This is a genomic window from Prochlorococcus marinus str. MIT 9314, from assembly GCF_000760035.1.
GTDB lineage: Bacteria > Cyanobacteriota > Cyanobacteriia > PCC-6307 > Cyanobiaceae > Prochlorococcus_A > Prochlorococcus_A marinus_B.
In genome coordinates this window covers 220,953-241,658 of sequence record NZ_JNAO01000012.1, presented here as the reverse complement: position 1 = coordinate 241,658, position 20,706 = coordinate 220,953, and the positions used below count along the sequence as shown (strand labels likewise).

Here is a 20,706-nt window from a genome sequence, read left to right as displayed (position 1 = left end):
GTAATTTAGTTAACCAATCAATTTCATCAATCGATATTTGATTTATTTTTTTCCTTGAGCAGCTAATACCATTGCAGACCAAGTAAAGTTGTCATCAAATTCTCCTAATTCAGTTTCAGGAATAGTTTTAGACTGTCCAGTAACAATTTCTTTATTAGGAATATCAATTAATTCTTGCTTTTGCTCTGCCTGTTTCTCTAATTCTTGCTTTTGCTCTGCCTGTTTCTCTAATTCTTGCTTTTGCTCTGCCTGTTTCTCTAATTCTTGCTTTTGCTCTGCCTGTTTCTCTAATTCTTGCTTTTGCTCTGCCTGTCGTTTTTTTAAAAGTGCATAAGCTTGTGCAGCCCATTCACGAGAATTATCAGAATCAGTATTAGTCATTATTATCTATAGTTCGAAATTAAATTTTCTAAATACTATTTATTTATATCAAATAATTATGAAAATTAAATTGTTTGTAATCTCCTTAAAACTCCATTAATAAATTTTCTTCCTTGCAAATCACTGTATTTATTAGCTAAATTTACAGCCTCATCACAAGCAACAGCAACAGGTGTATTCAAAAAATTGATATCCACGTAAGCTAGACGCAGAATATCCCTATCAATTCTTGGCAATCTTTTTAATCTCCAACCATCCATTACTTGATCAATATCAGAATCAATACTTTTAAGATTATTTACGATACTACAAATCCTTTGATTTACATCCTCTCTAATGTCTATTTGTCCGCTAGAAACAATTAATTTCGGAAAGTCTAAAGTAACAGAGAGTGTATTCATTACGGTTTCAATTTTTATCAGAGATTTTTTTAACTCATCTCGAACATTTGAATAAGAAGAATCAACACCTTCTTGTAATTCACTATCTAATATTTTTTGTGAAGCATTTTCTAACTCTGACTCGCAATTATCTAAATCCTCTCTGCAATGATTTATTAGCGAATCCAATGCAGATTCAAAAATTTCTTCTATCTGAAATTTTTTAAATTTGAAATCACCTTTATCTTTTATAAGGCTAAGAGAAATTAAAGATAATTCTCTAGAAAGGGATCTATTATGCATCAATTAAGAAGAAGTATTAGTGGAAGCTCGTAATTGAGAAAACAATTTTGAAAATGTTGGATTTGTAGTGTTATTTTTCTCATCTGGATTAACTATCCCAGCAGAAATTATTGTTCTAAAAGCATCTTCAACAGAAATATCCAAATCCTTAACTGAAGACTCAGGAACGAGTGTATACCAACCAGTAGTTGGGTTTGGTGCTGTAGGGATAAAAACGCTGAGTAACTTTTCTTCCAATTCTGGCTGTAGAGAAGGTCCTACATCTCCAGTTACAAAACCCACACTATATAGTCCCTCACGAGGATATTCAACTAGAACAACTCGTCTAAATCTATTAGATTTATTACTTAAGAAAGTTTCTAGCAATTGTTTAAGAGTTTTATAAACTGCTCCAGCTACAGGAATTTTAGATAAAGTACCCTCTCCAAATTCTAATAACCATCTTCCTACAAAATTTCTCGCCATCAAGCCTATAAGCAAAATAGCTAATAATGGAACAGTTAAACCCAAGGTGAGATTAATTAAATCTTGTAATAAGGGATTTAAAGTAATAAAAGGATTTAGTTGCTTTGGGACTGAAGTAACTAACGTTAAAACAAATTTACTAACTAATGATGACAACCAGATTGTTGTTGCTAAGGGTATTACAACTAACAACCCAGCAATAAGATCATTTTTGAGATCTTGTTGAAGCCTAGATCCTAAATTTGAATCTTGATTTTGATTAGATTCAACCAAAATAACGTTTTAACTATATTAACTTTACTAATAATTTAACTGTTTTTACTCAGTTAGGATATATTTTTCTTAAATATATCTATTTTATTTATAAGTTTTTTCTCCCAAACATAACTTTTAAAAGAAATGCTATAAAGAAAAAAGAAATGATTGATACGATTCAAGACAAAAAAGAAATAAGTAAAAAATTAAAAGAAAGAGCTATTTTTGAGGGTTTTACAGTTGCCGGAATAGCTTCAATCCCAGGTAGTTCGCGGGTAAAACTAAGAACTAATGCATTAGAAAGATGGTTATCAAATAATTATCATGCTGAAATGAAATGGATGGAAGCAGAAAAGAGAAAAAATATAGGCTCACTTTTTGAAGATGCAAAAAGTGTTTTAAGCGTTGGATTTACTTATATTAATTCACAAAACAACAACAACAATTTCCTCAAAGTAGCTAAATTTAGCCAAGGTAAGGATTATCATAAAGTGATTCACAAAAAATTAAAGAATATTGGTAAATGGATCAACATAGAAATCCCTGATTGCAAATGGAAAATATGTGTTGATACCTCTCCTCTTCTTGAAAAAGCATGGGCAGAGGAAGCAGGGATTGGTTGGATAGGTAAAAATAGTAATTTAATCAGCAAAAAAAATGGTTCTTGGTTTACTTTGGGTTTTATGATTCTCACAAAAGATTTAATGCCAGATAAACCTCATCAATCACTTTGTGGAAAATGTGATATTTGTATTGAGCATTGTCCTACAAAAGCAATTGTAGAACCCTTTGTAATACAATCAGATTTATGCATTGCGTATCACACAATAGAGAGCAGAGAGAAAACTATTCCAAAGAAAATAGAAAAAAATTTGGGTGGATGGGTTGCAGGATGTGATATTTGTCAAGATGTTTGTCCATGGAATAAATCTGTGCCATACAACAATAATCATGAAACCACACCAAAAGAATGGATTAAAAATCTTAATATTGAGTCCCTCAATTGGGATGATAAAACGTGGCAAGACAATCTTAAAGGAACTACTTTAAAAAGAATTAAACCATGGATGTGGAAGAGAAATATACAAGCCAATATAAAGAATAAAAAAATTACAATATGAAGTCGTTTTTAAAAATAACAATCTGGATCTCTTTGATATGTTTTTATTTTTTTAAAATAGAAATAGTTCGAGCAATAGTTCCCTATTATTATTTTCCAACAATAAAAAATTTAGAAAAGCAAAGTTTATATATTGGCAAAAATGCATATCAACTACTTTATTTTGGTCAATATGAAGACAGTATTAACTTAGCCAAATTAGCAGTAAAAATAAATGCAAAAGATGAAAAACTATGGTTGATTTTGGCTGAAGCACAAATAGCTAACAAAGAATACAAAAACGCATTAAGTTCTCTAAATAAAGCAGAACAGATCAATTCAAATATTAGCGAAATATATTTTGCTAAAAGTAATGTTTACTTAAAAATTTCCCAACAGACGAAAGCAAAGAATGCTTTAGAAAAAGGAATAAAGATTGAGCCCGATAACCACAAAGCTATTTTTCAATTAGGAAATATTTTATTAATGGAAAAAAATTATTTGGGAGCTATCAAATTGTTTGATAAGTCTATAAAAATCAAGCCTGATTTCTGGCAAGCAATAAATAATCAAGGTTTAGCTTATTTCGAAAAAGACAAAGTGGATCTCGCAATCAAACTTTTCGAAAGTGCAATCTCAATCGAGGAGAATGCTGAACCATTACTAGGCCTAGCCTCATGTATAAATATCCAAGATAATAAATTAGCAATTCAGCTAGCAAAAAAAGCTTTGGATAAAGATCCCAATTATGTTAACTATAAATATAGAAAAGAACAGTTATGGGGAGAAAAATTACAAGCCTCGACAAAAATTCTTTTACAAAATGAACAACTAAAAAAAGATGTAATACTAGCAAAATCCAAAATAAATCAATCATCTTAATGCTCAATACTGGTAAATATTGTTTTACCTATTAGTCTTAATTTAGTTAATTAATAATTATTCAATTTTGCGCTCCAATGGATAAGAAAAACTTCACTTCCATCTCGCTTCAAGAAGAAATGCAACGTTCTTATTTGGAGTATGCGATGAGCGTCATAGTTGGACGTGCATTGCCAGATGCAAGAGATGGTCTTAAGCCTGTACAAAGAAGAATCATATTTGCGATGTATGAATTAGGTTTAACTCCTGATAAACCATTCAGGAAATGTGCAAGAGTTGTTGGAGATGTACTTGGAAAATACCATCCTCATGGAGATCAAGCAGTTTACGATGCATTAGTAAAACTAGTACAAAATTTCTCAACTAAATATCCTACTCTAGATGGCCATGGAAATTTTGGATCTGTAGATAATGATCCGCCTGCAGCAATGAGATATACTGAGACCAGATTAGCTCCAATAGCTCATAAAGGATTTCTTGAAGAAATTACATCAGACACAGTAAACTTTTCAAATAACTTTGACGGTTCTCAAAAAGAACCAGATGTTCTTCCAGCCCAACTTCCATTTTTATTGTTGAACGGCTCATCAGGTATTGCTGTTGGGATGGCAACAAATATTCCTCCTCACAATCTAGGCGAAATTGTAGATGGTTTGGTTGCATTAGTTAAAAATAAAGAAATTAGTGATAAAAAACTTTCTAACATTATCAAAGGACCTGATTTTCCTACAGGCGGAGAATTAATTTATAATCGTGCAATAGAAGAACTTTATCAAACTGGGAAAGGATCTATAGTGATAAGAGGAGTTGTTAAGAAAGAAGAGGTAAATTTAGGCAAAGGGAAGCATAAAAAGAATGCATTAATCATTACTGAACTTCCTTACCAAATTAATAAAGCTGGTTGGATTGAAAAACTCGCAGAACTTGTTAATTCTGGCAAGATTATTGGGATTTCTGATATTAGAGATGAGAGCGACAGAGATGGAATGAGGATTGTAATAGAACTAAAAAAAGATTCTAATTCTGAACTTGTTATTTCTAATTTATTTAAAAAAACAACTCTCCAAACAAACTTTGGCGCAATATTCTTAGCTTTAATTAAAGGTAAACCTGTACAACTAAATTTGAAAAAATATCTCAACTATTTTCTTGAATTTAGAGAAGAAACGATTAGAAAAAGAACTTTTTATTTTCTAAAAAATACTCTTGATAAATTAGAAATATTAGAAGGTTTAGGTAAAGCAACAAAAAACATAAAAAAAGTTATCGAAATTATTGAAGAGTCAGAAAATTCTATGCAAGCTCGATCCAAATTGGTAGAAAATTTTTTCTTAAGTGAAAAACAGGCAAACTCAGTTTTGGATATGCCACTAAAAAAATTAACAAATCTAGAAAAAAATCAAATTGATAACGATATAAAAAATTTAGGAGAAAAAAAGAATTATTTTCAAAAATTATTGAGCGAAAGAGAATTATTACTTGAATTACTTATAGAAGAATTATTAACATTAAAGAAAAAATACAATGTTATACGTAAAACAAAAATAATTAAAAATATAAATCAAAATGAAGAATTAGAAACCCTTAATAATCAAATATTAGAAGACTTTATAAATAAAAAAACAAAATTATATATAGACAATAGACTTTATTTAAAAAGGATGATTTTAGGTAATTACAAGAAATCATTTGAGGTTGTAAATAAAATTATGGATAATAAAAATATTCAAAAATTTATATGTAATATTGAAAAAAATACAAAATTAATTGGAATCACAAATACGGGAAAAGTATTTAACATTGATTGGGAATCAAGTATTAATAAAGACTATAAATTAGATAATAAAATTCTTGGAAATATTCATCCTAGTGAAATAATAAATTTTCATTCAATTAAAAAAGAAACTAGAAATTATTTATGCATATTAAATTCAGATGGAAGATTTAAAAAAGTTTTATTTGATGAAGATATGATTAAAAGTAATAGATCTTTCACTATTACAAAATTAAAAAATAATTTAAAAACAATTGATTCTTTTATTTCTCATGAAAGCAAAGATTTAATAATATTAACCTCGATAGGAAGAATTTTTAAATTTAATTTATCAAATAAATTTTTAACGCCAACTTCTAAACAATCCCAAGGATTATTAATTGCAAAACTTTTACCATCTGAAAAAATCGTTTCTTGTTGTACATTTAATGATGGAGAAAATATTTTTTTAATATCTAAACGAGGAAAAATCTTTTGTATAAATAGTAATGAAATTTACTGCTCAAATGAATACACTTTGGGATATTTGAATGAAAAAACACAACTTAAAAACGATTATTTCCTCAAAATAATGGCAAGTAACTATTACCTTGATATTGAAACTAATAAAAATAAATCTGCAAGATTAGACCTAAATAAATTAAATTTCAAATCGTATAAATCAAACTTTTTAATTGATTTTTTAAAATTAGAGAATGATGAATACCTTGAAAATTGTTTCCGACTTAAAAACTTTCTGGACTAAGATTTATATTCATTTTCAACCCAATTTAAGTATTCTTGATTTACTGTTCCAGTTACATAATCACCAGTAAAACAACTCATCTCTAAACCTTTAATAGAAGAATCACCAATTATAGATTTACGCAAACTTTCAACACTTTGATAAACAAGGTTATCAATTTCAAGTTTATTGGCGATTTCACTTATTGACCTATTATGAGCAATTAATTCATCTCTATTAGGCATATTAATTCCATAAACGTGAGGATAACGTACAGGAGGAGCTGCTGATGTAAAAAAAACTTTATTTGCTCCTGCATCTTTAGCCATCTGAACAATTTCTTTTGAAGTAGTACCTCTTACTATCGAGTCATCAACAATTAATACATTTTTATTTTTAAACTCTGCACTCATGGCATTTAATTTTTGCCTTACGGATTTCTTACGTTTCTGCTGACCAGGCATTATGAATGTTCTGCCAACATATCTATTTTTAAAAAAACCTTCCCTGTATTCTATCCCTAACTGTCTTGCAACTTGCATTGCCGCGGGTCGAGAAGAATCAGGAATAGGCATAACTACATCAATATCTCCTGAATTGATTGTTTCTTTTATTGTTTCTGCTAGATAATCTCCCATCTTTAAACGAGCTTTATAGACTGAAATTCCATTCATAATTGAATCTGGCCTAGCTAAGTAAACATATTCAAAAGCACATGGAAATAACATTGGATTTTCAGAACATTGCTTAGAGAAAAACTCGCCATCAAGGTTTATAAAAACAGCTTCTCCTGGATCTACATCTCTGACTACTTCATAATCATTATTCTCAAGTACTAAAGATTCGCTTGCAACCATCCATTCTTCTTTTTTTGTGGTTAATGAAAGTCTTTTCCCAATGACTAAAGGCCTAATACCAAAAGGATCTCTAAATGCTAATAAACCATGTCCTGAAATTAACGCAATTGAAGCATATGATCCCTGAATTCTTTTATGCAAAGATTTAACCGCATTAAAAATAATATCAGGTTCTAATTCTTGATTATTAATTTGTTCTTGTAATTCTGTAGCAAAAACATTTAACAACATTTCAGTATCACTTGAAGAATTTGTATGCCGCTTGTCGACATTAAATAACTGTTTTTCTAAATCTCTGGTATTGGTCAAATTTCCATTATGTATCAAAACAATTCCATAAGGAGCATTAACATAAAAAGGCTGTGCTTCTTCTACACTTTCTGCTGATCCCTTTGTTGCATACCTAACATGACCCAATCCAATTTTGCCAATTAAATTCCTCATATCTCTAGTTCTATAAGCAGTATTAACCTGACCTTTAACCTTATGTATATGAAAAACAGTATTTTCCATTGTTGCTATACCTGTTGAGTCTTGACCTCTATGCTGCAAAAGCAAAAGACTATCGTAAATTTGTTGATTTACATCATTTGAAGAAACGATTCCAACTATTCCGCACATAACTTAATATCTTAAAATGATTAATAGTTGAGAAATGTTTTTCATATTTAAAAGTAATCTGAAATACTATTATTAAATTTTTCGGTTAATTCCTCAACCCTAATATTGCAAATATTTTTTTCATTGATTTTTATCTTCAGCGTGTCACTAGATACATATCCTATTTTTTTTACATAAACACTTGATGGGAAATTTATTTGATTTTGTTTTAAATAATTAAACCATTCATTTTGTTTAATTTTACTAATTGAAAAAATAATTCTTGACCCCCCTTCGGCAAACAATAAATTATCAACTCTATTTAAGTCTTTATCTAATTCTATAGTTGCACCCCTTTCGGACAAAATACAAGACTCTGCTAAAGCTATAGCTAAACCTCCGTCGCTTATATCGTGAGAAGAAACTACAAGACTTTTTAAAATCGCATTTCTTAAAAAAGTCTGGCAAAACTTTTCATCAAACAAATCTATTTTTGGAGGCCGACCTGTAATTTCTCCATGAAAATATTCCAAATAAGAACTAGCTGCAATTTTTATTTCTGATTTGGAAGAACCAATTAACCAGATTTGATCTTCAATATTTTTCCATTCACTACTTATAGCTTTTTCAACATTATCTAACTTTCCAACCATTCCAATAACAGGAGTAGGATTGATAGGCGTAATTAGATTATCTTTATTTTTAGATTCATTATATAAAGATACATTACCTCCTGTAACAGGAGTTTCTAAAGCTTTACAGGCTTCAGCAATTCCATTACATGAAGATGAGAGTTGCCAATATCCTATCTCATTCTCAGGGGAAGAAAAATTTAAATTATTTGTAATTGCTACTGGTTCAGCACCAACACAACTAACATTTCTAGCGGACTCTGCAACGGCAGCAATAGATCCTCTAAAAGGATCAAGCGCAACCCATCTACTATTGCAATCAACTGAAGCAGCGACACCAGAAAATACTTTACTTTTATTTTTTTTATTTTGTTCTCTTAGTCTTACTACGGCTGCATCTGATTTTCCAGGTTTAAAAACTGTATTTGCCTGAACTTGAGAGTCATATTGTTCATAAATCCATCGTTTAGAAGCTATGGATGGATTAGAGAGTAGTTTTAAAATGATTTCTGAAAAAGAAAATTTTTTATTTTCCTTCAATGAAAAAATTTTTTGCTCATGAATTTCTGGTAAATCATTTTCTTTCCATTCCCATTTATTTAAAAGATCATCAGGTGGATTATTAATCACATTGTGAAAATTTACAGGAGTATCATCAGATAAGGCGGAAGTAGGTATTTGGGCTACAATTTTACCTTTATGAGAAATAATTACCTCATTAGTTCCTATAACTTCACCAATAACACTGGCATATAATCCCCATTTATTAAATTTTTCAATCAAATCATGAATTTTTTCTTCTTTAACGACGAACAACATTCTTTCTTGCGATTCAGATAATAAATATTGGTAAGAGGACATATCATCTTCTCTAGAAGGGACCAAATCTAAATCAATAGATATCCCTAAATGTCCATTTGCGGCCATTTCTGCGCTACTGCATGTTAAACCTGCAGCACCCATATCTTGAGCTGCAATTACATCTCCTGTCTTGAAGGCATCCAAACAAGCTTCAATAAGACTTTTCTCAACAAATGGATCACCTACCTGCACTGCAGGTCTATCATCCAATGAAGTAGTAGTTAATTCTGAACTAGCAAAACTAGCACCACCAACACCATCTCTACCAGTTGTATTACCAACATATAACACTGGTGATCCTACATTTTTAGCTCCAGAACAAACGATTTCCTCGGTCTCTAAAAGTCCTAAAGCCATAACATTCACTAAAGGATTTCCAGAGTAACTATGATCGAAATCAATTTCACCTCCAACGGTAGGCACACCTACACAATTTCCATAATGTGCGATACCAGATACAACTCCTCGTAATAAATCAACATTTGATGATTTATCAAGGTTGCCGAATCTCAATGAATTTAAGACTGCGATTGGCCTTGCACCCATTGTAAATATATCTCTTAAAATTCCTCCTACACCTGTTGCTGCGCCTTGAAAAGGTTCAATAGCAGAAGGATGATTATGACTTTCTATTTTAAAAACAAGTTTTTGATTATTTCCAACATCAATAACGCCAGCATTTTCTCCAGGTCCAACTAAAACATTTTTACCTTTAGTTGGAAACTTAGATAGTAAAGGTTTTGAATTTCTATAACAACAATGTTCGGACCACATAACGCCAAACATGCCTAATTCAGTTCTGTTAGGTTTTCTCTTTAATCTTTTACAAATTTCTTCGTAATCATTAATTGTTAAATTTTCAACTTGAAGTGCTTCATTAAGATCATATAGATCATTATTTTCTTGATTTATCATTATTTATATCCAAGGATCATCTTCTTTTTTTTCACTAAACGGTATAGATGTTCTGTCGTTATTATAAAAACTTTTTTGTTTAAAATCTAAGTTTTGGCTAATATCTTCATCTTCTTCAAGCCATTCCTCTAATCTATTAGAAGCAATATTTTTCATATCATCAAATCTATCAAAAATTTTTTTCCCTTTTTGCATAAATTCATTTTTAATACTTGATTTTATTAAAGATAAATCATCTAAAGAATTACTTTCACAGAATACCAATCCCGGTTGTTGGTCATTGATATTATCAATAGTTAATTTCCATCTACTAGAACCTGGAATCTTAGGATTAGATCTAGAAACTAAATAATATTTAATTTTTCCCGTTTTCATTTCAAATAAAAAATCTGCAATGACTCCTATCTTTGATCCATTTTTATTTACAAGATTAGCTTCTATTAAAGTTGGGAACCTATTTAAAGTTGCTAAATCCGAAATAGCTGGATCTCCTTTGACATAAATTTCATTATCTATTATTTGAGTAATTTGATTTAATCGCCAAACATTTCTTTTTAGATCAAAATTTGAAGGACGAGAGTACCATCCTAGAATACGGTGAACTGGAGGATGCATCCAAACATTTTCACCATTTCCATAATTAAGGACCATATTACCCTTAACACTATAATGTAATAATTCACTTAATAAAATTTCTTTAGGTAATTTCAAATTAAGAACGAACCTGCACAGGCATAACTAAATAAGTAAAAGAATTAAGATTATCTTCTGGTACAAAAACAGCTGGAGTAGTTGCAATATTACACTTTAAAAGTACATTTTCAGAAGCAATAACTTTTAAACCTTCTAACAAATATCTTACGTTAAATGCAATATCAAAATTTTCGCCAGAATAAGAAACAGGTATTGATTCATTTGCATTTCCAATATCTTGAGCATCTGCGCTGATTAAAGCTAAATCTTTATCATCTAATTTAATCTTTACAACACTACTTTGCTGATCAGCTAAAACAGCAATTCTTTCTAATGCATCAATTAATTTTTTTGTATTAAAATTTAGAATTTTAGAAAAAGAATCAGGAATTAATTGTGAATAATTAGGATAAGTACCTTCTAAAGTTCTTGTAGTAATTATTTGATTAGAAGATATAAATACTACTTGACCTTTATCATAGAAAAGCTTTATTGAATTTTCTGAGCTTCTCAAAGATACTAGTTTTTCAATTTCTCTTAATGATCTAGTTGGGATCGTTACCGATAAATCATCAGGATTTGAAGATAAGTTTTCTTTATTTTCAATATGTTCTTCATTCCCAATTAAAGCAACAGCCAATCTATGGCCATCTGTGGAAGCAGACTCTAAATAATTTGGTTTGAAAGTAAAATTGACACCTGTGAGTAGCTGCTTTGAATCATCATTACTGCTGGCAAAAATTGTAGATTTTAAAGACTTTAAAAAAGAACTAGGATCAATATTCAAAGAAGTACCACTTTCAACAAATGGTAAATTAGGATATTCATCAGAGGGTATCCCCTTTAGATTAAAAGAACCTCTGTCACTTTTTATAAGGATATTATCTGAATTCTCTTCTACTTCTAGAGAAACAGGAGTTTCATTAGGTAGTTTATTTACTATTTCGGATAAAAGTTTTGAAGGTATAGTAATAGCTCCACTATTTTTAACGGTTCCATCAAAAGAAGTTTGAATTCCTAAATTCAAGTCAAATCCTGTGACGCTAATTTTATTAGTCCCTTCGTCAGCTGTTAACAGTATGTTTGCAAGAATTGGATGCGTCGGTCTTGAAGGAACTGCTTTGCTTACTAGTTGGATAGCATTATTTAATTCATTTTGATTACAAATAATTTCCATCAGAATTTGGAAGTTTTTACAAATACAATATACTTTTTTCGTAAATTAAATTCAATAAATTCTTTTTTTACTTTTTTCTAATATAAAAATAAAATAATAAAATAAAAATTTAGTAGTAGTAGTTCTTGTGGGAACTGTGGAATTCTTAAATTAAATAGCTTGTCTACCTAGTTTACGAAGAAAAGAATATGTGTAAAAAATTTTTAATTTGTTGAATATTTTTTTCTTTTTTCATGAATTACAAATTTATTCAACAAATAGAATTTCTTTTTATGAACTTCTCAACAAATGATGTTTGTTTTTAATTGATTTCCACAGACACTTTTTTTTTTGGATTTTAATATCCTAATATTTTAGTTATATTTTTTAGTGAAGGTTCAATATTTTTCCTAAAAATAGCATCATTGTTTTTTATAGCGCAATCAGGATCTTTCAAGCCATTTCCAGTCAGAACACAAACAATAGTCGATTCTTTCTGAATTCTATTTTTATTTTTAATAAGTCCAGCAACTGATGCTGCACTGGCAGGTTCACAAAACACTCCTTCTTTGGCAAGGATTTTATAAGCATTGATTATTTCTTCATCTGTAACTGACTGAAAATCTCCTTTACTCTCTTTTTTTACTTTTTTTGCTTTTTCTCTATTAACGGGATTACCAATTCTTATTGCAGTTGCAATTGTTTCTGGATCTTTAACTATTATATTTTTTACTAATGGAGCAGAGCCTTCGGATTGAAAACCCATCATTATTGGTAATTTCAAATTTCTTTTTATTTTTGAATATTCTTTAAATCCCATCCAATAAGCAGTTATATTTCCTGCGTTACCCATTGGAATACAAAGCCAATCAGGAGCATGACCTAGGTCATCAACTATTTCAAAAGCTGCCGTCTTTTGTCCTTGTATTCGATATGGATTAACAGAATTAACAAGTTCAATAGGATGTTGTGCGGATAAATCTCTAACAATTTCGAGAGCCTTATCAAAGTTTCCATTAATAGATATTATCTCAGCGCCATACATTAATGCTTGCGCAAGCTTTCCTTGTGCAACAAATCCTTCTGGGATTAAAACATAAGGTTTTAATCCTCCTCTCGAAGCATATGCAGCAGCAGCAGCAGAGGTGTTTCCAGTACTTGCACAAATTACTGCTTCACGGCCTTCTTCTTTTGCTTTGCTAATTGCCATAGTCATACCACGATCTTTAAAAGATCCTGTTGGATTAAGGCCATCATATTTTAAAAAAACTTTTGTTCCATTTCCAATTAAGTTGCTAATTGACTTGCTTAGAATTAGTGGTGTATTTCCTTCATTGAGGGAAATAATAGGAGTTTTCTTTGTAACTGGGAGATATTGTTTATAAGCTTCAATTAGACCTGGCCATCTTTTTTTTCTGTAATTGATACGCAGTTTATTTTTAATTTTATTTAATAAAACCATGGCTGTTTAATTTGATTTGATTTTTTCTATAGGAGAATTGGTAAAAAAGGTTAATAATTCTGAGATCGATTCTACTTTATTCATAACTTTGCTCAAGGCACTCACATCTAAAATGACAGTTTTAGTTGGATATCCTTCAAAAAAATTTATTAGATTTATTTTTCCATTTCCTATGTTAATTCCTTGAATTACACTTGCTCTAAGAGCCAACATGCCTGTTCTTTCATCAGTTGCTCTAGGTGGGTGGATAATAGATGAAAGTCTTCTTAAAAAAACATTACCTATTTCAGAATATACTAATTTGCTAGCAATAGTAATAGGAACTTCAAAATCTTTATTTAAAACTGTTCTAATCTCTTCATCAGGAGCACCGGTTGCTTTTAAAATTCTTTTTAATGTTTTTGTTGATTTACCTTCTTTAGCATAAGTTTTTAAAGAATTTACTTTAATTGTTCTAGAAAATATACTGTATGTGATTTTAATTTCTTCAGCAGCATTAGTTTTTGAAATATTAAAAAATAATGGAGAAATTATTAAAATAAAAAATATTCTAAATATTAAAAATTTACTAAACTTCATTTAGATATTTGCACCAGCCGCAATCTTAACAAGTCTTACTACTCCTTTTTCTGTTACTTTTTTAGCGATTTTTATACCCATTTCTTTTGTATAAGGCTCATTTATAAGTCTCGGTACCCTTTTTAGAAAAATGTCAATTGAATAGCCGGGCACTTTTTGTAAAATCTCTAAAAAGTTTCTTAATGGCTCTACATACATTATAAGGTCGTTCAATTTGATACTTTCGTTTTTAGTATTTAATTTAAATGATTGTGGAAGAAAGTTATTCAAATTTTTCAATATTTTTAGACTAAGTAAATCTATCTGATTTGTTAGACCTTCAACTATCTCATTTCTAAGAAATCCTCCGTTTGGAGAAAAGAGAAGATTTATAACTTCGTCTAAAAGTTTTTCTAAATCGAGATTTGTTTGCTTTGCAGCGTTAGAAAGCAGATCTTCTAAACGGTCCCATTTAAATTTTTTATTATCAAAAAGCATCTCTTTAAGGCTTTCCCTTAATTGTGGATCCGGGTCTTCCATCAATCTTCTCGCAAAATATGGATAAGCTGCACCTAATATTTTGAAGTTAGGATCTACGCTTAACGCTATTCCTTCTAACGTAAGTAATGACCTAATTATAAGAGCATAATATGGAGGAAGCCTGAAAGGGAATTTATACATAACACCAGACATATCATCTGTAACGCTCTTAAAATCCATTTTCGAAACTCCTTGTTCAACGGCGTTAATAAAAACATCTTGAAATGCTGGAACAATAGGTTCTAGATTAACTTCCTCTGATAAAAATCCCAATTTTACAAAATCTTGAGATAATTTATCAAAGTTTTTATTTACTAAGTGCACTACTGCCTGAATTAATCCTGATCTAGATTCTCTTGAAACCTCACTCATCATTCCAAAATCTAGATAACATAACCTTCCATCTTTTAAGGCTAATAAGTTACCTGGATGTGGATCTGCATGAAAAAAACCATGTTCTAAAAGCTGTTCTAAACTGCATTGCACTCCTATATCAATCATTTCATCAGGATTAATTCCTAACTTTTTTACGTCTTCTAAATTTGTTAATTTTTTACCGTCTATCCATTCCATTGCTAAAACTCTTCTTGAAGTGATTTCTTTATATATTTTTGGTACGGCAATCATTTTATTATGTTTATGCATTTCTCTAAATTTTTCGGCATTTGCAGCTTCGTTTAGATAATCCATCTCTTCAAAAACTCTCTTACCTAATTCATCGATTAAAGCCACTAGATCACTTCTGATTAATCCGATATTGTTTTTTAGCCAATATGCAATATTTCTCACTATGTAAAGATCTAAGGTTATTTGTTCTCTTAAGCCTGGCCTTTGTACTTTTATTGCAACGATCTCTTCATTTTTTAATTTAGCTTTATGAACTTGTCCTAAAGACGCAGCGGAAATTGGCTCTTTGTCAATTTCTAAAAAAATTTCATTTATTTTGTATCCTAAATCTTCTTCTATTAATTCCATAGCTTTATCTCCATCAAATCCTGGCAGTTGATCTTGCAATTCAGATAATTCTTCTAATAGAATTCCTGGAATTATATCTGGTCTTGTTGATAAAGCTTGGCCTGCTTTAACAAATGCAGGTCCAAGTTCTACTAACAAATTTGTTAATTCTCTTGCTCGAAATCTTGCTTGCTGTTCATTTTTCAATCTTCCAGTTAATTTATCCCATCCAATGGAGAAGATGTAAGCAAAAATAGGTATGAGTGTTTGCCAAAGTCTTTTTAAAAGTCTTTTAGGGTTTTTTTTGTAAATTTTAGAAATTGTATCTGGATCATAATTTAAGAGTCCAGATACCTCAATAAAATCAGTAAAATCTTCTTTCATAACTTTATATATTTAAACCCTTTATTTTTTTTAAAAAGAAGTTAATTTTTTTATATGGAAGATTTATCATGTTAATACAACTGAAAATAGAAAATATTGCCTTAATAGAAATTATAGAAATTAATTTTGAAAAAGGTTTGAATATCATAACTGGGGATTCAGGTTCAGGGAAATCATTAATTTTAGATTCTTTAAATGCTTTATTTGGTGGAACTAATATACCTCTAAAACATTTAATACGTCCAGAAAAAGATTTTTGCATTATCGAGGCGATATTTTCTTCTTCTTCTCAAATTAGTAATTGGTTAATTAGTAATGGATTTGAAATAACTTCTTCAGAACTAAAAATTAAAAGAAAATCTTATAAAAAAAATAATAAAATCTTATCCAAATATAGCCTTAATGATTTACCAATTAATAGACAATCCTTACAAAAACTTGGGCTATTTTTAATAGATTTTGCAGGTCAATCTGACACTTTTATCTTTGATTCTCAAGAGAAGAGAAGATTAATAATTGATGACTTATGTTCTCAAGAATCAAGAGATACTAGCGAAAGGATTAAAAGTATATGGGGAGAGACTAAAGTCCTAAAAGGATTAATGAATGAAAAAATAGAATTATCTAGGAATCAAGAAGAAAAAAATTTGGTAATTAAACACATGTTGAAGAGTTTAGAAGAAGCTAATTTAAATTCCAGTGAAGAAATTTTAGAGTTAGAGTTATTAGAAACTAAACTCGTAAATAATCTCGAAATAAATAATTCAATTAAATCATCATTAGAAAACTTAAATAATTTCAGTCATGAAGTACCGTCAGTAACTTCTTTGATAAATCAGTCAATAAAGATTTTAAATAAAACAACAGATTTCGATTTAAAGATTCAAAAATTTAGAGAGAAGTTATTAAATATTCATGCTGATGTTGAAGATTTAATTTTTGATTTAAACTCATATTTGCAAGACATGGAAAATTATGAATCAAATCTTCCAGAAATACAGAAAAGATTATTTTTTTTAAAAAACTTAGAGAGAACTTTTTCATTAGGTTTACCTCAATTAATTGAAAAGCGCGATCAATTAAAGACGTATTTTCAACAAAATGATCAAGGTAATGAGATTTGCGGAATCAAAGCTCAAATTGAGAATTTACAAAGTAATTTAAATTCTTTATTTGTTATTCAATCGAATGAAAGAAAAAAAATTGCTAAACATTTACAAAGTTCAGTAATGTCGATTTTAGGCAATCTTGGTTTAGAAAATGCAAATTTTTCAATTCAATTTTCTGAATGTAATCCTTCTGGCGATGGAATTGACGATATAAATTTTTTGTTTTCGGCTAATCCTGATCAGAAGCTTGCTCCATTATCAAATGTTATTTCTGGCGGAGAAATGTCAAGATTTTTATTAGCTATTAAATCTAGTATTTCTAAAAAACCCAATACTTTCTTTTTAGATGAAATTGATAGTGGTTTAAGCGGGAAATCTCTATTTTCTTTAGTTGAGCTAATAAAAGAAATTTCTAAAAATCAACAAGTCTTATGTATTACGCATCAACCATTCTTAGCTGCTAGTGGAATAGCTCATTTCAAAGTCAATAAAAACGTAATTAATGGCATAACTTATACTTCAATTGCAAAACTAACTACAAAAAATCAAAGAAAAAATGAACTAATAGAACTTATAGGTGGAGGTTCTTGCGAAGTAAACGAATATGCTTCTAGACTTCTTGATCGTTCAGCTGCGTAAAGTAGAAAAAATTTTACTATAATAATCTTTTTAAATCATAATTTAGATTTAAACATGGTTAATAAACTTGATAGTAGTTTTGGAGAAGATCACTCAATTAATATTAGGGGAGCTCGTCAGCATAATTTAAAAAATATTGATCTTTCTCTACCTAGGAATAAATTTATAGTTTTTACAGGTGTTAGTGGAAGTGGTAAAAGTTCTTTAGCCTTTGATACTATTTTTGCTGAAGGTCAAAGAAGATATGTTGAGAGCCTCTCTGCATATGCACGACAATTTTTGGGTCAAGTAGATAAACCAGATGTTGACAATATTGAAGGTTTATCACCTGCTATTTCAATTGATCAAAAATCTACAAGTCATAATCCTCGATCAACAGTTGGAACAGTAACAGAGATACAAGATTATTTAAGATTATTGTTTGGTCGTGCTGGTGAGCCACATTGTCACCACTGCGGGATTCCAATTGCGCCTCAAACAATTGATGAAATGGTGGATCAAATTCTTCTTTTGCCAGAAGGAACAAGGTACCAATTGTTGGCTCCTGTTGTAAGAGGTAAGAAAGGAACACATACAAAATTAATAAGCGGACTAGCTGCTGAAGGATTTGCTAGGGTAAGAATCAATGGAGAGGTAAGAGAACTTGCTGATAGTATTGAATTAGATAAAAATCAAATTCATAATATTGAGGTAGTAGTTGATAGATTAATTGCAAGAGAAGGAATACAAGAAAGATTAAATGATTCTCTTCAAACTTGCCTCAAAAGAGGGGATGGCTTAGCAATAGTAGAAGTTGTTCCAAGAAAAGGGGAAAAATTACCTTCTAACTTAGAGAGAGAAAAACTTTACTCAGAAAATTATGCATGTCCTGTACATGGCTCTATTGTTGAAGAACTTTCTCCTAGATTATTTTCTTTTAATAGCCCATATGGCGCCTGTCCAGATTGTCATGGGATTGGTTATTTAAAAAAATTTACTGCGGATAGAGTTATACCTGATAAAACATTGCCTGTTTATGCTGCAATAGCTCCTTGGAGTGAGAAAGATAATACTTATTACTTCTCTTTACTTTATTCTGTAGGACAAGCTTATGGCTTTGAATTAAAAACTCCTTGGAAAGATTTAAGTGATTTGCAAAAACAAGTTCTACTTTTGGGATCAGATAAACCAATATTAATTCAAGCTGATAGTCGTTTTAAAACCTCTAGTGGTTTTGAAAGACCTTTTGAGGGTATTTTACCAATATTAGAAAGGCAATTGAATGAAGCTAATGGAGAATCAGTTAAACAAAAATTAGAAAAGTATCTAGAATTAGTCCCTTGTAAGACATGTTCTGGAAAAAGATTAAGACCTGAGGCTTTGGCTGTTAAACTGGGTCCATACAACATTACTGACTTAACTTCTATAAGTGTATCTGAAACCCTAAATCACGTAGAGCTCATCATGGGTTTAGGTGAGACAAAGAAAGAAAATATATCTTTATCAGAAAAACAAAAGCAGATAGGTGAATTGGTTTTAAAAGAGATTCGTTTACGTTTGAAGTTCTTAATAAATGTTGGTTTAGATTATTTGACTTTAGATAGACCAGCTATGACTTTGTCTGGTGGTGAGGCTCAGCGTATTAGATTGGCTACACAAATAGGCGCAGGTCTTACTGGGGTTTTATATGTATTAGATGAACCAAGTATTGGTTTGCATCAGAGAGACAATGACAGATTATTAGAAACATTAAAAAGCTTAAGAGACTTGGGAAATACTTTGGTTGTCGTTGAACATGATGAAGATACTATGAAATCCGCAGATTATTTAGTAGATATTGGTCCAGGGGCAGGTGTTTATGGTGGGGAAATTATTGCAAAAGGATCTTATCAAGATGTCTTAAATTCAGAAAAGTCATTAACTGGAGCTTATCTCAGTGGTAGGAAGTCGATTCCTACTCCAAAAGAACGAAGATCATCTGTAAAAAAAAGTTTAATTTTAAATAATTGCTCTAAAAATAATTTAAAAAATATTTCTGTGGAATTTCCTTTAGGCAGGTTAGTTTCTGTAACTGGTGTAAGTGGAAGTGGAAAGAGCACTTTGATAAATGAATTACTTCATCCTGCATTGTGTCATTCTCTAGGATTAAAAGTTCCTTTTCCTCAAGGTGTAAAAGAGTTAAAGGGTATAAAGGCAATTGATAAAGTTATCGTTATTGATCAATCTCCAATAGGAAGAACCCCAAGATCAAATCCTGCTACATATACCGGTGCTTTTGACCCTATAAGGCAGATATTTACTGCCACAGTAGAAGCAAAAGCAAGAGGTTATCAGGCCGGTCAATTTAGCTTTAATGTCAAAGGGGGAAGATGCGAAGCCTGTAAAGGCCAGGGAGTCAATGTTATTGAAATGAATTTTTTACCTGATGTGTATGTTCAATGTGAAGTATGTAAAGGAGCTCGTTTTAATAGAGAAACTCTTCAAGTTAAATATAAAGGTTTTAATATATCTGATGTTTTAGAGATGACTGTTGAACAAGCTGCAGAAACTTTTTCTGCTATACCTCAAGCCGCTGATAGATTATCTACATTGGTTGATGTTGGCTTAGGATATGTCAAATTAGGCCAGCCAGCTCCTACATTATCTGGTGGAGAGGCTCAAAGAGTTAAGTTAGCTACTGAATTATCAAAAAGGGCTACTGGAAAAACTTTATACTTGATTGATGAACCAACTACAGGGTTAAGTTTTTATGATGTTCATAAATTAATGGATGTGATACAACGTTTGGTAGATAAAGGTAATTCAGTAATTGTTATTGAACATAATTTAGATGTTATTAGATGTTCAGATTGGATTATTGACTTAGGACCTGATGGAGGGGATAAAGGCGGAGAAATCATTGCAGAAGGTATTCCTGAGGATGTAGCTAAAAATCCTATAAGTCATACAGCAAAATATCTTAAAAAGGTTCTAAAATAAGGAAACACTTGTTGTATTTCTTTTTATTTTAATTATTTCAGCAAAACGAAATTTTCTTTTAAAGGGGCATAAAACTATTCTATAACTGTTTTTTTGAAAACTTTTATATAAAAAATTTTTTAAAT

14 protein-coding genes and 1 pseudogene are annotated in these 20,706 nt (G+C 30.3%); 5 read left to right on the top strand and 10 right to left on the bottom strand.

What is annotated here, in order from left to right; genetic code table 11:
- The 3 genes and pseudogenes from EU98_RS01940 to EU98_RS01950 form a co-directional block, all read right to left on the bottom strand.
- Positions 1-381: pseudogene (locus EU98_RS01940) on the bottom strand (signal recognition particle-docking protein FtsY); the annotation flags it as partial.
- 65 nt (positions 382-446) lie between these two features.
- Positions 447-1,064 carry a transcription antitermination factor NusB gene (gene nusB / locus EU98_RS01945; RefSeq protein WP_032516224.1) on the bottom strand — a complete coding sequence of 206 codons (618 nt, stop codon included), beginning with the start codon at positions 1,062-1,064 and terminating at the stop codon, positions 447-449.
- Positions 1,065-1,067: 3 nt separating this feature from the next.
- Entirely contained in the window at positions 1,068-1,802 is a 735-nt protein-coding gene (locus EU98_RS01950) for a DUF502 domain-containing protein (protein ID WP_011817485.1), read from the bottom strand.
- Between the two features lie 146 nt (positions 1,803-1,948).
- Between EU98_RS01950 and queG the strand changes: the two genes are divergently transcribed.
- The 3 genes from queG (at position 1,949) to EU98_RS01965 (ending at position 6,284) form a co-directional block, all read left to right on the top strand.
- Complete coding sequence (queG, locus tag EU98_RS01955) at positions 1,949-2,905, top strand: tRNA epoxyqueuosine(34) reductase QueG (protein WP_032516223.1); 957 nt, start codon at positions 1,949-1,951, stop codon at positions 2,903-2,905.
- Positions 2,902-3,765: a tetratricopeptide repeat protein gene (locus EU98_RS01960; RefSeq protein ID WP_032516222.1), complete on the top strand. Its 864-nt coding sequence runs from the start codon at positions 2,902-2,904 to the stop codon at positions 3,763-3,765. Before queG ends, EU98_RS01960 begins: the two co-directional genes overlap by 4 nt.
- Positions 3,766-3,842: 77 nt before the next feature.
- Positions 3,843-6,284, top strand: coding sequence for a DNA gyrase/topoisomerase IV subunit A (locus EU98_RS01965; protein WP_032516221.1), 2,442 nt, complete (start codon positions 3,843-3,845; stop codon positions 6,282-6,284).
- Here EU98_RS01965 and purF read toward each other — a convergent pair.
- From purF to EU98_RS02000, 7 genes are all read right to left on the bottom strand, one after another.
- On the bottom strand, positions 6,281-7,741 hold the full coding sequence (gene purF / locus EU98_RS01970) for an amidophosphoribosyltransferase (protein ID WP_032516220.1): 1,461 nt from the start codon (positions 7,739-7,741) through the stop codon (positions 6,281-6,283). The genes EU98_RS01965 and purF overlap by 4 nt on opposite strands.
- 47 nt (positions 7,742-7,788) lie before the next feature.
- The gene (gene purL / locus EU98_RS01975) at positions 7,789-10,128 is read right to left on the bottom strand and encodes a phosphoribosylformylglycinamidine synthase subunit PurL (protein ID WP_032516219.1); all 2,340 of its coding nucleotides are present in this window, start codon (positions 10,126-10,128) and stop codon (positions 7,789-7,791) included.
- Positions 10,129-10,131: 3 nt separating this feature from the next.
- On the bottom strand, positions 10,132-10,839 hold the full coding sequence (locus EU98_RS01980; RefSeq protein ID WP_032516218.1) for a PRC-barrel domain-containing protein: 708 nt from the start codon (positions 10,837-10,839) through the stop codon (positions 10,132-10,134).
- Between the two features lies 1 nt (position 10,840).
- The gene (dnaN, locus tag EU98_RS01985) at positions 10,841-11,998 is read right to left on the bottom strand and encodes a DNA polymerase III subunit beta (RefSeq protein WP_032516217.1); all 1,158 of its coding nucleotides are present in this window, start codon (positions 11,996-11,998) and stop codon (positions 10,841-10,843) included.
- A gap of 337 nt (positions 11,999-12,335) precedes the next feature.
- A complete protein-coding gene (thrC, locus tag EU98_RS01990; protein ID WP_032516216.1) occupies positions 12,336-13,439 on the bottom strand; it encodes a threonine synthase in 1,104 nt (367 codons plus the stop codon).
- Between the two features lie 6 nt (positions 13,440-13,445).
- The gene (locus EU98_RS01995) at positions 13,446-14,018 is read right to left on the bottom strand and encodes an alpha/beta hydrolase (RefSeq protein WP_032516215.1); all 573 of its coding nucleotides are present in this window, start codon (positions 14,016-14,018) and stop codon (positions 13,446-13,448) included.
- The gene (locus tag EU98_RS02000; protein ID WP_032516214.1) at positions 14,019-15,875 is read right to left on the bottom strand and encodes an ABC1 kinase family protein; all 1,857 of its coding nucleotides are present in this window, start codon (positions 15,873-15,875) and stop codon (positions 14,019-14,021) included. It abuts the gene before it with no gap.
- Positions 15,876-15,943: 68 nt separating this feature from the next.
- On the opposite strand from EU98_RS02000, the gene EU98_RS02005 reads away from it, so the two are divergent.
- Both EU98_RS02005 and uvrA read left to right on the top strand, forming a co-directional pair.
- On the top strand, positions 15,944-17,623 hold the full coding sequence (locus EU98_RS02005) for an AAA family ATPase (protein ID WP_032516213.1): 1,680 nt from the start codon (positions 15,944-15,946) through the stop codon (positions 17,621-17,623).
- Between the two features lie 54 nt (positions 17,624-17,677).
- Positions 17,678-20,581, top strand: coding sequence for an excinuclease ABC subunit UvrA (uvrA, locus tag EU98_RS02010; protein WP_032516212.1), 2,904 nt, complete (start codon positions 17,678-17,680; stop codon positions 20,579-20,581).
- Positions 20,582-20,706 lie beyond the last annotated feature (125 nt).